A 14,875-nucleotide genomic window follows, 5' to 3' on the forward strand; every position below is an offset into this window, starting at 1 on the left:
AGAACAATATATCCGCTTCGTTGGCTTACTCCACCGTCACGCTCTTCGCCAAGTTCCGCGGCTTGTCGACATCGTTGCCGCGGGCCAGCGACGCGTAATACGCGAGCAACTGCAGCGGTACAACGGACAGCGCAGGGGTCAACAGCGGCAGCGTTGCCGGGATCGCGAACGTATGGTCGACGACCTTGGCAAGCTCGGCGTCGCCTTCGGCATGGATGCCGAATACGTGCGCGCCGCGCGCTTTGACTTCCTTGATGTTGCTGACCGTTTTCTCGAAGAGGTCGTCCTGGGTCGCCAGAGCGATTACCGGGATACCTTCCTCGATGAGCGCCAGCGTTCCGTGCTTGAGCTCACCGGCAGCGTATGCCTCGGAGTGGATGTAAGAAATTTCCTTCAACTTCAAGGAACCTTCCAAAGCTACAGCATAATCCAAGCCGCGGCCGATAAAGAACAAGTTGTCATGCGTCGATACTTGCTTGGCAATTGCCTTGATCGTATCGGCTTGAGCCAAAATGCTTTCAACCTTTTCCGGCAGTTCCTGCAGGCCTGCAACGACCTCGGCGATGTAAGCCTCGTCCACCGTACCGAGCGTCTGGGCCAAATACAGTCCGAGCAGGTAAAAGGCAATCAACTGCGAAGTATACGCCTTTGTGGAGGCTACGGCAATCTCAGGACCAGCCCATGTGACGATCACGTCGTCCGCTTCCCGGGAAACGGAGCTGCCGACCACGTTCGTTATAGCTAACACCCGCGCGCCGCAGCGTTTTGCTTCACGGAGTGCAGCGAGCGTATCCGCCGTCTCGCCGGATTGGCTCACGACGATGACAAGCGTCTCCGGTGTAATAATCGGAGCGCGGTAGCGGTATTCCGAAGCGACATCCGTTTCTACCGGAATCCGTGCCAGCTTCTCGATCACCGATTTTCCAACCAGACCCGCATGATAAGCCGTACCGCAAGCCACGATGTGGACTTGTCGAATGGCGCGAATCTGCTCCGACGTCATGCCTACTTCGCTCAATACGACCTTTTGGCCGCTTTCATCCAAGCGGGCGCCCATCGTATCACGATAAGCCTTCGGCTGCTCATGAATTTCTTTCAGCATGAAGTGATCGAATCCGGCTTTTTCCGCCGTCACGATATCCCAATCGACATGGAATAATTCCCGGGAAATAAAATTCCCCTCCAATGTCATTAATTCGACACCTTCACGCGTCAAAGCGGCCATCTCGCCGTCGTTCAAAATATACACGTTTCGCGTATATTCGAGGATCGCCGGAATGTCCGAGCCGATGAAGTTCTCGCCTTCGCCGACACCGATAATGAGCGGGCTGGACAACCGAACCGCGACGAGCTTATCCGGCTCATATTCGGTCAATACGCCCAGCGCGAATGCGCCCTTCATGTGCGAAACCGCCTTCTGTACCGCTTTCACGATATCGCCTTCGTACAAGCTTGCGATTAAGTGGGAAATAACTTCCGTATCCGTCTCCGAAACGAATACATGGCCTTGCGCGATCAATTCTTCCTTGAGCGAAATGTAATTCTCAATAATGCCGTTGTGTACGACGGAAAATTTAAACGAATTATCCGTATGCGGATGCGAATTCTCATCCGACGGTTTGCCGTGCGTCGCCCAGCGCGTATGACCGATCCCGATCGTGCCGCTGAGCGGCTTCTCGCCAAGCTTCGATTCCAATACGGCCAACCGGCCTTTCGACTTCTTCACCTGCAGACCATCGGTCGTATACACGGCTACGCCAGCCGAGTCGTACCCGCGGTACTCCAGTTTTTTCAAGCCGTCAATCAATATATCTTGGGAATTCCTTTTTCCCACATAACCGACGATACCGCACATATGTTCAGGACCTCCTGATTGTCAAAGAAAGTAAAATTTCGTAGGATCCCGTCAAAAACTTTGTCGGTCCGGTCGCCCGGACGTTTTCAGTTTTGACGATACGGCTGGATCGATGGCCGGAAGGTCCCCGCCGAATGTTTCGAACACCTTCACCTCGTCAACTGGATGCCAACCTGAGATACCCGCTTCCTGCGTTGTCTAAGAGATAGTGGAGTCCATTCCACCGCTTCCCGCGGCGACGGACCCTGTGACCGAATGCGCAGAAAATCAAGCAGCCCCGGATAAGCCATCCAGTCCTGGCGCTTGTCTTGCTAAGTAACCCCGCCCCACCTTTCCGTTTAGAGTAAGATTCTATACCAATCTTATTCATTTTGGTCCGAAAGCGCAACCTCTATTTTCAACGGTTTTCATTTCCGCCATGCGCGAAGCGAAAATCCCGGATGCCTTTCCGGCGTCCGGGACCTTGAATTCCGTGTCACCGGGAGCGGCCGCGAACGCTCCTTCTCCCACGTTAACCCGGCTACACCAGCTCGCGCTGAATTACATCGGCGATCTGCTGCACATAGGCTTCGACCTGGTCTTTGTCCGGTCCTTCGGCCATCACACGGATCAGCGATTCCGTACCGGAAGGACGCACCAATACCCGGCCATTGTCGCCCAGCTCGTCTTCAACTTGACGAATAACAGCTTCGACAGCAGGATTGTTGTTAAGCTTGCTTTTATCTGCCACACGCACGTTCACGAGCGTCTGCGGATATTTGCGCATGATGCCCTTCATCTCGCTCAGGCTTTTACCGGACTTCACCAGCGTGTCCATAAGCTGCAGCGCCGTCAGAATGCCGTCCCCCGTCGTAATGTGGTCGAGGAAAATGACATGCCCGGACTGCTCGCCGCCCAGATTGTATCCACCTTTACGCATTTCTTCCATCACGTAACGGTCGCCTACCGCGGTCTTCGCCGCCTTCAGACCTACCGCCTCGATGCCTTTGAAGAACCCGATATTGCTCATGACGGTCGTCACGATCGTCGAGCCGCGCAGCTTGCCGGCCTGATTCATCGCATGACCGCAGATGCTCAGGATGAAGTCGCCATCCACTTCTTCGCCGTTCTCATCAATCGCAATCAGGCGGTCCGCATCCCCGTCGAAAGCAAGCCCGATATGCGCCTGCTTCTCAACCACCAGCTTCCGCAGATCTTCGGGATGCGTCGAACCGCAGTGGTCGTTGATATTGCGTCCGTTCGGCTCCGCACCCATCGTGATCACTTCCGCGCCGAGCGCCTCGAATACTTTGGGCGCCAGCTCGTAAGCCGCGCCGTTGGCGCAATCCAAGGCGATACGGTAGCCCTGAAAAGAAGAGCTTACAGTCGATTGAATATAGCTCAAATATTGGAATTTTGCTTCTTCATTGTCGATCACATTGCCGATCGCTCCGCCGGTCGGCCGCGGCAGCTCGTCGTTGGCCGCATCCATCAGCCGCTCGATCTCGAGCTCCGTCTCATCGGACAGCTTGAAGCCGTCCGCGCCAAAAAACTTGATTCCGTTGTCCTCCACCGGATTGTGGCTGGCCGAAATCATGACACCCGCATCTGCCTTCAGCTCGCGTGTCAAATAAGCCACGCCGGGTGTGCTCAACACGCCGAGCCGAATAACATTGGCGCCGATAGATAGCAGACCTGCGACCAGCGCCGCCTCCAGCATCGGACCGGACACCCGCGTGTCGCGGCCAATCACGACATTCGGCTTCTCCACTTTACCTGCCAAGACATAGCCGCCGCAGCGGCCGATTTTGTACGCGAGCTCCGGGGTTAACCCTTGGTTCGCAACTCCACGGACACCGTCCGTACCAAAATATTTCCCCATCGAATCTCTCTCCCCTTGCAGTGCCTTATGTCAACAAACTACTCCCCATTATCACCGATTCATCCCAAACGGTCAAATCTTACCCAGTCCTAGGGCGCGGCAGGCGGTGTAGCAGGTGGCGCTTCCGGCTGCTTCCCGGGCTTCGCGCTGATCTCTACCGTCGCTTTGAAATCCTGCTGCGGCCCCTTCTTCACGAACGTCGGCAAGTTCCAGGTCACCGGCACCTCATGCTTGCCGGGCGGCAAATTGCTCACATCGAGAATTCCCTGAACATCCTGCGGCTTCAGCTTATCAATCAGCTCCTGTGCGCCTTCGACGGTCAGATTCAGCTGCCCCGACTCCGGAAGCACGACTTTCGTATCAAAGCCGTCGTTTTGCCCGATGATCGACAGCGGGATCGCCTCCAGCGTCTTCGTTACCGAAGGCACGATCGCGACGTTCACCGTCACTTTATCCGGGTCAAGCTGCTTGACGTTATTTCGCAGCGGAATAGGCAAAGTGAACTCCTTATCTTCTTTCAGGTCGCCCAGATCCACCTGCGGTCCTTCGTAAAACTCCAATCGATCCAGCACGTTCTGCGGACCGAATACCGTTACTTTATCCGTACTCTGCCGGACGGAAGCTACGGCGTAGCCCCGCGGCGGTTCGCCTACGAGCTTCACTTGGAGCGGCACAAGCGTGAACGGGCTGGTGATAGGCACTTCGACCTCTACCACGGCCGGGTTGATCACCGCGGTCTCAATCGGCTTGCCGTCCTTGTTATAGGCCACCAGTTTTACTTTGCTGGAAACCGGCGATGACGCCTTCTCTACATTGACGTCCGCGCGCACCGATTCCACTTCATCATAGATGCGGCTTGGGACGGATACGGTGACCTGCTTCGGCTTCGCGACCGGCTGCCCGGCTTTCAGCCCGACTGCGGGGATTCCCGTCACATTGACGGTAACCGGCATCGATTTATTTTTCTTATCGTCGATCACGACCCGGACATTGGCCGGTGTTGCCTTCACAGTCACATTGGACGGAAAGCCTATCGGAGTGACCGGGAGCAGATACTCCCCTTTACCTACCTTGGTTAAATCCAGCTCCACCGAATAGGTCCCCGAATTCATGACCTTTTTTAGGGCGGAATCCCTGCCCGTTAGGCTTAACGTCACCTGGGCAGGATCGATCTGCACGACATAAAATTGGTCCGTATCATACTTCGGCGTCACCGCGACATTCCCGATTTTTTCCTCCAAAATACCTGTTCCGGTCGTTCCCGCAATCGGAGCGTTGTCCGCACGGACGACCGCCCACAGCATGATTCCTATAATCAGCGCAATAACCTTCACGACGTTCGTGTTGCGCAGCCATTGATCCATTCTAGCGTCGCCTCCATTTCCAAATGGAGCGTTTTTCCTTCGTCTTCGCTTTCGGCTTCAATTCCTCGAACAGCTTGGCCAACAAAGCATCTTCTTTCACATCCCGCAAAATATGGCCGTTCATCGCAAGCGAGACGGCTCCCGTCTCCTCGGACACAATGACGCACATCGCATCCGACACCTCGCTCATCCCGATCGCCGCCCGGTGCCTCGTCCCGAGCTCCTTGCTGATAAAAGGATTTTCGGACAGCGGCAAATAGCAACCGGCCGCCATCAGCTGATGCTTCCTCAGAATAACCGCTCCGTCATGAAGCGGCGTGTTCGGCACGAAGATGTTAATCAGCAGCTCCGAGCTGATTTGCGATTCGATCGCAATGCCCGACTCGATATAGTCGGTAAGTCCCGTATCCCGCTCGAATACGATCAACGCTCCGATTTTGCGCCGGGCCATATAGGTAACGGCCTTCAGCACCTCGTTGATCCGGCGGTTCACTTCCGTATCTTCCTCGACGTTCGTCCGGCTGAACAGCTTGCCTCGGCCAAGCTGCTCCAGCGCCCTCCGCAGCTCCGGCTGGAAGATGATGATCACCCCGACGAGCCCGAAGGTGAACATTTGGTTCATCATCCACTGCAGCGTATTCAGCTTAAACCATGAGCTGAGCGCCCAGGTGACGACAACGACCAAAATACCTTTGAGCAATTGGATGGCACGGGTTCCCCGGACCACCAAAATCAATTTGTATATGACATAGCTGACGATCAATATATCGACAATATCTTTGATATCGATTTCCGTAATCCAATCCATCGCGTTGCCCCCAAGCCTGCCTCCGTCATATCGGTTCCCTGTAGTGTTCCCCTTCCTTAGATCATACCATATTTGCAACAAAAAACCCTCCCTTTCTACCACGCGCAAGGGAGGATTTTAACAAATTGGGCCGCTTGGCCTATTTCATTCCCGAAATAGTTCCAGCCCACCGATTCATTTTGTACCAAAGCCAGCTAAAGGCTTCGTCGATTTGTTGAATATGCCCGGAAATATGCGCCGTCGAGGCCAACTGAACCGATCCGTCAATCACCGTAATGTTGCCCACGATGTCGCCGTCCACCTGCAGCTTTCCGTTCTCCACCGTTAAATCTCCTGCCACTTTGCTGCCTGCCGGCACATAAACCGTATCACCTTTAATAACGACCGACTGCAGGTCATTTCCCTTCACGAGCAATTCGCGATCATCGTTCCATGAGGAAACGAAGGTCGACAGCATCACAAGAAAAAAGACCGCCGCCACCGAGGCCGCCGGATGCTTACGGATCCACCGGTACCATGGATTTTGCCGTTTGACCGGTGGCAGCGCCTGCATGATCCGCTCCGTCAGGCCCTCAGGAACCTTCTGTGGCGGCCAAGCATGAATCAGCGCTTCCACTTTCTCAAACTGCTGCAGGCGCTTGCGGCATTCCGGGCAAACAAGCAAATGCTCTTTGAGCGCCGCCGCTTCCCTTCCTTCCAAGCTCCCGTCCAAATATTCATGCAGCAAAGGGAGGGCTTCCTCACAATTCATCCTGAGCCACTCCTTTCTTCTGTCCATTAAATCAGGTTTGTGTCATACAATACGTTCGAAGCCGAGAGATGTTTCAAAAAACAACTATAAAACCTGCTCTAATTTTTTACGCAAAAATTCCCTGCCCCGGTGCAACCTGGTTTTAATTGTCGTTACCGGCATCGACAGCACATCGCTAATTTCTTGAAGCGACAAGTCCTGGAGATAACGCAAAATCACGACCGCCCGGTATTTCTCCGGCAGCGTCTTGATCGATTCGCGAATCTGATCCTGCGTCTCCGACAGCACCACCTGATTGTCCGGCGTTTCTTCGCGGCTTGGCAGGGCGGAATACCAGTCGCTGCCTTCCCCATCGCTCATCTCGGCGTCCAGCGAATAGTTGATCTTTCGCTTACGGAGCCGGTCAATGCACAGGTTTGTCCCGATCCGGTATATCCAGGTCGAGAACTTCTGCTGCTCGTCATAACGGTCCAAATTCGTGTACACCCGCAAAAACGTCTCCTGCACGATCTCCTCCGCCTCATGACGGTTATGCAGCATACGATAGGCGAGATGGTAAATTTTATCCTTGTACAGCTCCACCAATTCGGCAAAAGCCGCTCGATCCCCGCTCCGGGCGAGCTTGGCGAGCCGGGTGTCCATTTGATTCACCGACCTACCTCCAACCTCCGAGCTTGGATCCGCTTGGCTTGCCAACGGTCAAATTCGGATTCTTCCGGACAACGCCTGACCTTTCTTCGATCACCGTTCCGTCTACTAGTAAAAGAATACCAAACGACTGCACCGCCTGTACAGTCTCTTCCCAAAAGAAATTGTGCGCCGCCGCTCCCCTCCGTATTCGCGCTTCAGCAGATTCATCATTCTGCGATTTATTAATAAATTCTTACGATAAAGGACGGCACTTGGTTTCGGCCGTCGACCTTCCTAATGAAACCAAACATGAGAAAAACCGGGCGGCTCGGCATAAGCCAAGCTCCCGGCTTTCGGTTCGCAGGTTGACAAGCATCAGCCCGTATTGCGAAGTCCAGCGGCAATTCCGTTGATCGTAAGAAGCACTTCGCGGAGCAGAAGCGAATCGTCGCCTCCCTGATCGCGCAGCGGGCGAAGCTCTGAGAGGAGCTGAACCTGCATATAGCTCAACGGATCGACGTACGGATTGCGCAAACGGATCGATTCTTGAATGACCGGGACATTGTCCAAAATCTCTTGCTGACCGGTAATTTTCAGAATCAGGTCCGACGTCCGTTCGTATTCTTCTTCGATCATACGGATGATCCGTTCGGCAATCGTCTGGTCCTCGATCATGCTGCCGTATTCTTTAGCGATCAGCAAATCGGCCTTCGCGAGTGCCATCTGCAAGTTGTCAATGAGCGAACGGAAGAACGCCCAGTTGTTGTACATTTCCTGCAAAATGCGCAGGTTTTCCGGATTCCCTTGGTAGAAGCTGTGCAGCCCGTAGCCCGAAGCATACCAAGCGGGCAGCAAATAACGGCTTTGCGTCCAAGCGAACACCCACGGGATGGCCCGGAGGTCCTCGAAACGGTCGCTATTTTTCCGCTTGGACGGGCGGGAACCGATATTGAGTTCCCCGATTTCCGGCAGCGGCGTGGACTGCTTGAAGAAGGTCAGAAAGTCCGGATCGCGGAAAATCAGATCCTGGTACTTCTGCTGAGCCTGCTCGGAAATGTCGCGCATAATCGTTTCCCAGCCCGGCTCGGAAGGGTCTGCCTGCGGGTTGCGCGCCCACAGTGCGCTTTTGATCAGTGCGGATGTCGCTTGCTCCAAGCTCCGGTAAGCGATCCCCTTCATGGAATAACGGGAGGACAGCACTTCGCCTTGCTCCGTGATTTTGATCCCGCCGCCTACCGTATCGGCCGGTTGAGCCAGAATGCTCCGGTTGAGCGGCATGCCGCCGCGGCCAAGCGCGCCGCCGCGCCCATGGAAAAACTTCAGCTTCACGTCGAACGGCTTTGCCGCCGCCGTAATGCTGCGCAGCGCAACCCGCAGCTCCCAGTTGGCGGTAATCACGCCGCCGTCTTTATTGCTATCGGAATAGCCGAGCATAATTTCCTGAAGCTGATTCGTGCTGTTCAAGCTGTTCCGGTAAGCCGGAATTTGGAACAGCGTCGTCATAATCTCTGGAGCCGCGTGCAAGTCGTCAATCGTCTCGAAGAGCGGGACGGATTGCAACGTGCAGGTGACGGAGCCGTCCGGCTCGTGCAAATACAAGCCCGCTTCTTTGCCGAACACCAGTACCTCGAGCAGGTCGCTGGCTCCTTGCGTCATACTGATCAGATAGCTTGTGATACAGCTTCTACCGAACTCCTGCTGTGCCTTTTGGATGATGCGATACACATCCAAGCACTCCTGCGTAGACTCGGAATAATGCAGGTAAGGCGAAGTAATCGGCCGCGGATCGTTCAAAATATCCGTCAACAGCTTGATCTTTTGCTCTTCCGGAAGCGCGCCGTAATCGGAACAGATGCTCATCTTAGCCAAAATTTCCGTCATCGCGGCTTCGTGCTCTTTACTATGCTGTCTGACGTCCAGCGAAGCCAGATGGAAGCCGAACAGCTCCACTTGGCGAATCATCTTTTGCACATAGGCATCGGCGATGAAATCGGCATAATGATTGCGCAAGCTGCGCTCGATAATCAGCAAATCTTCCTTGAATTGCTGAGGATTATTGTATTTTTTGCCCGCCGGCACGTTCGGTTTGGCCGCATTGCGAACTTTCTCGACCATATACCGGACTTTGATGCGGTAGGGCTCTTTTTCGTTAGGCAATACTTGATCGGACGGCAGTTCGACCATGTCCCGGTCGTGCTGGATCGAATCCAACAGCTCCTGCGTCACTTCGACGATATTTTTGCTAAAGCTCATATGCTTCAACAAATCCGTCAGCAGCTCCTCGTACTTCTGCAGCGCGAGCTCCCGGTGCATGGTAAGCGTCTCCCACGTCACGGTAGAGGTGACCGAAGGGTTGCCGTCGCGGTCCCCGCCAATCCACGACCCGAATTTCAGGAACGTCGGCACATGCCAAGACTGCTCCGGGTAGTACTTGTGCAGACATCGTTCCAGCTCCTGATACACTTGAGGGAGCACGTCGAACAGCGTTTCATCAAAATAGTACAGTCCATTTTTGACCTCGTCGCCGACGGTCGGCTTCCGGTCGCGCAGCTCGTCCGTCTGCCAAAGGGTAATGACCTCGCCCAGAAGCTTCTCACGCAGCTGCTCGCGCTCGCGGAACGTCAAGCTCGGGTTATCCAGCTCCATCACGTCCGCCGCAATCCGTTGATGAATATCGAGCACCGCCCGGCGGGTCGCTTCCGTCGGATGCGCCGTCATCACGAGCTCCAGCGAGATGCCCTCGATCATATCCCCGACCTCTGCCGCAGGCGTACCAAGCGTTTTTAGCTTGCGGACCGCGTCCTCGATCGAACCCGGCTGCACGTTTTCTCCTGCGGTACGCTCATAATCGCGTTTGCGCCGAATCCGGTGATTCTGCTCGGCGATGTTGATCAATTGAAAATAAACGGCAAACGCGCGGATAACCTGATGGCGAATCTCCGGAGCCAAGCCGTTTATCGTATCCTTAAATTCCGCATACATTTCCGGCGTAAACTGGGCGCGCAGCGATTTACTCATCTCTCTTATCTTCTCTACGATGGTAAACAATGAATTGCCGCCCTGGTGAACCAGCACCTCACCCAAAATATGCCCCAAAAACCGAACATCACGGCGAAGCAAATTGTTGGACGTGTTTTTGTTGATCAAACTGACTGAATCCGACATGGTTCTCCTCCATCCCTAAGCCAAGATCATAACCCCTATTTTAGCACAACCTTAGGCAACCATGTAGTCCATTTATGCGGTAAAGCGAAAAAAACCTTTGTAAATTTATAGGATTGATCGTATAGAAGCGGTGTGGCGGGCATCATTCGGGGAAGAGGCGGAGGAAAAGACGGGGCTTATGCGACGATGTGTACTCTGCGTTTAACAGTCCCGTCGCTTATAACTTACGGCTTGTAGCTTGTAACCAACCTTCCGGTTGTCGAACTTGCGCCATTGAGCTTTAAAAGCAGATAACCCCGATCGGTATTATATACGATCATAACAAAACTGCAAAGCGGCCGCAATATTTTAACGAATTGCACCGGTTAACAATATCCGGCAGAAGCTACAGATCCCCTAGCCTTATAGAAAGCCTTGTTTAGCAGGGGCGGCGTCCGGTTAATAGGAGGATAGGCTAATCCAATGATTGGGAAAAGGAAGTGACGCTATGCTTCGGGAGTGCTTTTATCACGTGTCCCAAAGCAACTGGGCTTATGCATACGACAAACATACCATTCACTTGCGCGTCCGCACGAAACGGGATGATGTAATGGACATCATGGCGGTCACCGGGGACAAGTACGACTGGAATCGTACCTACGCGGAATATCCGATGAAGAAAACGGCTTCCGACGCTTATTTCGATTACTGGGAGGCAAGTGTCAAACCAAAATACGGCCGGATCTCATACGGATTTCGCATGAGTGCGGGCTCGGAGAGCGTGTGGATGACAGAGTCGGGCATCCATGATGAACAACCTGCGCCGCCAGGCGGCTATTACGATTTCCCCTATATCCACGAGGTCGATATGTATGCCGCGCCGGAATGGGCCAAGTCCGCAATCTTTTACCAGATCATTCCTGAACGCTTTGCCAACGGAGATCCGTCGAACGATCCCGACCCTACGGAGCCGTGGGGTGGCCAGCCGACCAACGACAATTCCTTCGGTGGCGACCTGCAAGGCATTATCGACCATCTGGATTACATTGAAAACTTGGGCGTCAACGCCATTTACTTGACCCCGGTTTTCCACTCACCCTCCAACCATAAATATGACACGCTCGATTACAAAAAGGTCGATCCGCAGTTCGGCAGCAACGAAACGTTAAAACAATTGGTCGACGCCTGTCATGCCCGAGGTATCCGTGTCATGCTGGATGCCGTGTTCAACCACTGCAGCGAGCATTTCCCCTTGTTTCAGGATGTTGTCCGTCACGGCGAAAAGTCGAAATATGCAGACTGGTTCCACGTGCGCGAATATCCCTTGGCCGTTCGGGATGGAATTCCTACGTACGATACGTTCGGCTTCTTCCCGCACATGCCCAAGTTCAATACGGCTAACCCCCGAGTGAAGCAATATTTATTGGACGTCGCCGAATATTGGATCAAAGAGATCCAAATCGACGGCTGGAGGCTCGATGTGGCCAGCGAGATCGACCACCATTTTTGGCGCGACTTCCGCAAAGTGGTGAAATCCGCCAACCCGGACGCTTACATCGTCGGAGAAGTCTGGAACGATTCAATGAAATGGCTGCTCGGCGACCAATTCGATTCCGTGATGAACTATCCGTTCTCCAGCAAAGTACTCGAGTTTTTCTCGCAATCCGCCATGGACGGGTATACGTTTGCCAACAGTATGGGCTTTTTGCTCATGCGTTATCCTCAGCAGACGAACGAGGTTATTTTTAACCTGCTTTGCAGTCACGATACGCCGCGCGTGCTTACTTGTGTCGGCGAAGACAAACGCAGAGTCAAATTGTGTGTCGTGTTCCTGCTTACGTATATGGGGACACCTTGCATTTACTACGGGGACGAAATCGGGTTAACCGGAGGCCCCGACCCGGACTGCCGCAAGTGCATGGAGTGGGATCCGGATAGGCAGGACAACGAGCTGTACGACTTTTACCGGCTACTCATTGCGCTTCGCAAAGATTACGATGTGCTTAGATCAGGAAGCTTTCGCTTTCTCAAAGCCGAGCCCGGCGATCCGCGGATTATTTACGAGCGGCTGAACAGCCATATGCACTTCACCGTCTGGATGAACAATACCGAAGAAGAAACCGTTCTGTCGCATCCGATGGAAACGGACGATTGGAAAGACGCGCTTTCCGGGGAAACCGTTACCCCGGAGGACGGCATGATGAACATCAAGCTGGACCCGCTCGGCTATCGCATTTTGTATCGTTCTCTTTAAAAATACACGCACTGTCTCAAAAGCATAAAGGAGGAAACTGCTATGCATCGATCCTATGGAAAAATTACAGATGGCAATCAACGAATGGGCAATAAAGTTGCCCTAGTTACGGGCGGCGGTTCCGGAATCGGCAAAGCAGCCGCCCTGCTTCTCGCCTCTCATGGAGCCAAAGTAGGTTTGGTCGGACGCAATCAAAAAGAACTGGACGAGGTTCAGCAGCAAATCGAGAAAATGCATGGCGAAGCCCTATCCATCAAAGCGGACATCTCGATCCCTGACGAAATTTATACGGCCACAAAGCAAACCGTGGATCGATTCGGCCGGCTAGACATCGTTGTGGCGAATGCAGGAATCAATGGAGTGCTTACGGCCATTGAGCATATGGAAGTGTCCGATTGGGAACAAGTACACAACATTAACTTAAAGGGCACATTTCTTACCGTGAAATATGCGATACCCCATCTAATGGAACACGGCGGGAGTATCATCATCACGAGTTCCATTAACGGCAACCGTGTTTTTTCCAACTTCGGGTTTAGTGCCTACAGTAGCACCAAAGCGGGTCAGCTCGCTTTTATGAAAATGGCCGCACTCGAGCTCGCCCGATACCGTATTCGAGTCAATGCGATTTGTCCGGGAGCGATTGAGACTAAGATCGAGGAGAACACATATCCGCGCCCCGAAGTAGAAAATATTCGTATCCCCGTCGAGTTCCCGAAAGGGGATCATCCGTTAAAGCAAGCCCCCGGCTCTGCCGAACAAGTCGGCCAACTCATCCTCTTTCTTGCTTCAGACAATTCGTCGCATATTACCGGAACCGAAATTTACATTGATGGCGCAGAATCTCTACTGCGGGGATAATTCGGAGAACATAGTCTAAGAAAAGAAAAACCGTGCTAAAGCGATATGCTCTAGCACGGTTCTTTACAATAAGCGGGTGATGGGAATCGAACCCACGCTACCAGCTTGGAAGGCTGGAGTTCTACCATTGAACTACACCCGCATAAAACCAAAATGTTAAAAAAAATGGTCGGGACGACACGATTCGAACATGCGACCCCCTGGTCCCAAACCAGGTGCTCTACCAAGCTGAGCTACGTCCCGAGATGTCAAGCGAATATTTGAAATGGCGTGCCCTGAGAGATTCGAACTCCCGACCTTTTGATTCGTAGTCAAACGCTCTATCCGGCTGAGCTAAGGGCACAAACTGTAAATATGGAGCGGAAGACGGGATTCGAACCCGCGACCCTCGCCTTGGCAAGGCGATGCTCTACCCCTGAGCCACTTCCGCAACTATGGTGCGCGTAGAGGGACTTGAACCCCCACGGTCTCCCGCCAGATCCTAAGTCTGGTGCGTCTGCCAATTCCGCCATACGCGCCTATGCTGCATTTTCTAAAGCATACTCCCCGCAGCTGTAAAGAAAGTGAGCCATGTAGGACTCGAACCTACGACACCCTGATTAAAAGTCAGGTGCTCTACCAACTGAGCTAATGGCTCATGCATGGCTGGGGATCTAGGATTCGAACCTAGGCATGACGGAGTCAAAGTCCGTTGCCTTACCGCTTGGCTAATCCCCAATAAGGTATTGTTGCTGGTGCCGCCGAGAGGACTTGAACCCCCAACCTACTGATTACAAGTCAGTTGCTCTACCAATTGAGCTACAGCGGCATGGTGGAGGCTGACGGGATCGAACCGCCGACCCTCTGCTTGTAAGGCAGATGCTCTCCCAGCTGAGCTAAGCCTCCAGCAGAACAATGACCCGTAGGGGATTCGAACCCCTGTTACCTCCGTGAAAGGGAGGTGTCTTAACCCCTTGACCAACGGGCCGAAATGGAGCTTCCAACCGGGATCGAACCGGTGACCTCATCCTTACCATGGATGCACTCTACCTACTGAGCTATGGAAGCATATGGCTCCCCGAACAGGACTCGAACCTGTGACAACTCGATTAACAGTCGAGTGCTCTACCAACTGAGCTATCAGGGAATACCGCTTGGCGACGTCCTACTCTCCCAGGACCCTGCGGTCCAAGTACCATCGGCGCTGGAAGGCTTAACGGTCGTGTTCGGGATGGGTACGTGTGGTTCCCTTCCGCCATCATCACCAAACGGATTGCGATGTTTCTGCCACGAAACATCTTTACTTTATTCAAGGCGACTTGCACCCTGAAAACTGGATCGAAACATAGCGTAAAGTGAATCTTATTT

At 53.5% G+C, this 14,875-nt stretch carries 9 protein-coding genes, 12 tRNA genes and 1 rRNA gene; 2 read left to right on the plus strand and 20 right to left on the minus strand.

Going from position 1 to position 14,875, the window contains the following annotated elements:
- Positions 1-25: 25 nt before the first annotated feature.
- The 7 genes from glmS to ppc all read right to left on the minus strand — a co-directional run bounded on the left by glmS (position 26) and on the right by ppc (position 10,434).
- Positions 26-1,855, minus strand: coding sequence for a glutamine--fructose-6-phosphate transaminase (isomerizing) (gene glmS, locus NI000_RS36080; RefSeq protein ID WP_253416104.1), 1,830 nt, complete (start codon positions 1,853-1,855; stop codon positions 26-28).
- A gap of 520 nt (positions 1,856-2,375) precedes the next feature.
- Positions 2,376-3,716: a phosphoglucosamine mutase gene (glmM, locus tag NI000_RS36085; RefSeq protein ID WP_253416105.1), complete on the minus strand. Its 1,341-nt coding sequence runs from the start codon at positions 3,714-3,716 to the stop codon at positions 2,376-2,378.
- 89 nt (positions 3,717-3,805) lie between these two features.
- On the minus strand, positions 3,806-5,080 hold the full coding sequence (locus NI000_RS36090) for a CdaR family protein (RefSeq protein WP_253416106.1): 1,275 nt from the start codon (positions 5,078-5,080) through the stop codon (positions 3,806-3,808).
- A 1-nt stretch (position 5,081) separates the two neighbouring features.
- Positions 5,082-5,888 carry a diadenylate cyclase CdaA gene (cdaA, locus tag NI000_RS36095; protein ID WP_253416107.1) on the minus strand — a complete coding sequence of 269 codons (807 nt, stop codon included), beginning with the start codon at positions 5,886-5,888 and terminating at the stop codon, positions 5,082-5,084.
- Positions 5,889-6,027: 139 nt separating this feature from the next.
- Positions 6,028-6,639 carry a zf-HC2 domain-containing protein gene (locus NI000_RS36100; protein WP_253416108.1) on the minus strand — a complete coding sequence of 204 codons (612 nt, stop codon included), beginning with the start codon at positions 6,637-6,639 and terminating at the stop codon, positions 6,028-6,030.
- An 84-nt stretch (positions 6,640-6,723) separates the two neighbouring features.
- On the minus strand, positions 6,724-7,290 hold the full coding sequence (gene sigW, locus NI000_RS36105) for an RNA polymerase sigma factor SigW (protein WP_216798336.1): 567 nt from the start codon (positions 7,288-7,290) through the stop codon (positions 6,724-6,726).
- A 354-nt stretch (positions 7,291-7,644) separates the two neighbouring features.
- A complete protein-coding gene (gene ppc, locus NI000_RS36110; RefSeq protein ID WP_253416109.1) occupies positions 7,645-10,434 on the minus strand; it encodes a phosphoenolpyruvate carboxylase in 2,790 nt (929 codons plus the stop codon).
- Positions 10,435-10,921: 487 nt separating this feature from the next.
- Here ppc and NI000_RS36115 point away from each other — a divergent pair, with 487 nt between their 5' ends.
- Both NI000_RS36115 and NI000_RS36120 read left to right on the plus strand, forming a co-directional pair.
- Positions 10,922-12,667 (plus strand): alpha-glycosidase, encoded by a 1,746-nt coding sequence (locus NI000_RS36115; protein WP_253416110.1) that lies wholly within the window; start codon positions 10,922-10,924, stop codon positions 12,665-12,667.
- Between the two features lie 42 nt (positions 12,668-12,709).
- Positions 12,710-13,528: an SDR family oxidoreductase gene (locus tag NI000_RS36120; RefSeq protein WP_253416111.1), complete on the plus strand. Its 819-nt coding sequence runs from the start codon at positions 12,710-12,712 to the stop codon at positions 13,526-13,528.
- A gap of 71 nt (positions 13,529-13,599) precedes the next feature.
- On the opposite strand, the gene NI000_RS36125 is transcribed toward NI000_RS36120, so the two are convergent.
- The 13 genes from NI000_RS36125 to rrf all read right to left on the minus strand — a co-directional run bounded on the left by NI000_RS36125 (position 13,600) and on the right by rrf (position 14,776).
- Positions 13,600-13,670, minus strand: a tRNA-Gly gene (locus NI000_RS36125).
- Positions 13,671-13,694: 24 nt separating this feature from the next.
- Positions 13,695-13,771 (minus strand) — tRNA-Pro (locus tag NI000_RS36130).
- Between the two features lie 23 nt (positions 13,772-13,794).
- A tRNA-Arg gene (locus NI000_RS36135) sits at positions 13,795-13,871 on the minus strand.
- A 12-nt stretch (positions 13,872-13,883) separates the two neighbouring features.
- Positions 13,884-13,958, minus strand: a tRNA-Gly gene (locus tag NI000_RS36140).
- A 5-nt stretch (positions 13,959-13,963) separates the two neighbouring features.
- Positions 13,964-14,046, minus strand: a tRNA-Leu gene (locus tag NI000_RS36145).
- A 46-nt stretch (positions 14,047-14,092) separates the two neighbouring features.
- A tRNA-Lys gene (locus NI000_RS36150) sits at positions 14,093-14,165 on the minus strand.
- Positions 14,166-14,170: 5 nt separating this feature from the next.
- Positions 14,171-14,245: transfer RNA gene (locus NI000_RS36155), tRNA-Gln, on the minus strand.
- Positions 14,246-14,260: 15 nt separating this feature from the next.
- Positions 14,261-14,336 (minus strand) — tRNA-Thr (locus tag NI000_RS36160).
- Position 14,337: 1 nt separating this feature from the next.
- Positions 14,338-14,413: transfer RNA gene (locus tag NI000_RS36165), tRNA-Val, on the minus strand.
- Between the two features lie 10 nt (positions 14,414-14,423).
- A tRNA-Glu gene (locus NI000_RS36170) sits at positions 14,424-14,495 on the minus strand.
- A 4-nt stretch (positions 14,496-14,499) separates the two neighbouring features.
- Positions 14,500-14,575: transfer RNA gene (locus NI000_RS36175), tRNA-Thr, on the minus strand.
- Positions 14,576-14,578: 3 nt separating this feature from the next.
- A tRNA-Asn gene (locus NI000_RS36180) sits at positions 14,579-14,654 on the minus strand.
- A 5-nt stretch (positions 14,655-14,659) separates the two neighbouring features.
- Positions 14,660-14,776: ribosomal RNA gene (rrf, locus tag NI000_RS36185) — 5S ribosomal RNA — on the minus strand.
- Positions 14,777-14,875: the final 99 nt, after the last annotated feature.

Origin of the sequence: Paenibacillus tyrphae (assembly GCF_024158745.1) — a bacterium.
Classification (GTDB): Bacteria; Bacillota; Bacilli; order Paenibacillales; family NBRC-103111; genus Paenibacillus_G; species Paenibacillus_G tyrfis_A.

Bases quoted from the DNA above. Each gene is read 5' to 3' on its own strand.
- cdaA (WP_253416107.1), bottom strand. From the start codon at position 5,888: ATGGATTGGATTACGGAAATCGATATCAAAGATATTGTCGATATATTG.
- glmM (WP_253416105.1), bottom strand. From the start codon at position 3,716: ATGGGGAAATATTTTGGTACGGACGGTGTCCGTGGAGTTGCGAACCAA.
- NI000_RS36115 (WP_253416110.1), top strand. From the start codon at position 10,922: ATGCTTCGGGAGTGCTTTTATCACGTGTCCCAAAGCAACTGGGCTTAT.
- NI000_RS36120 (WP_253416111.1), top strand. From the start codon at position 12,710: ATGCATCGATCCTATGGAAAAATTACAGATGGCAATCAACGAATGGGC.
- NI000_RS36100 (WP_253416108.1), bottom strand. From the start codon at position 6,639: ATGAATTGTGAGGAAGCCCTCCCTTTGCTGCATGAATATTTGGACGGG.
- glmS (WP_253416104.1), bottom strand. From the start codon at position 1,855: ATGTGCGGTATCGTCGGTTATGTGGGAAAAAGGAATTCCCAAGATATA.
- ppc (WP_253416109.1), bottom strand. From the start codon at position 10,434: ATGTCGGATTCAGTCAGTTTGATCAACAAAAACACGTCCAACAATTTG.
- NI000_RS36090 (WP_253416106.1), bottom strand. From the start codon at position 5,080: ATGGATCAATGGCTGCGCAACACGAACGTCGTGAAGGTTATTGCGCTG.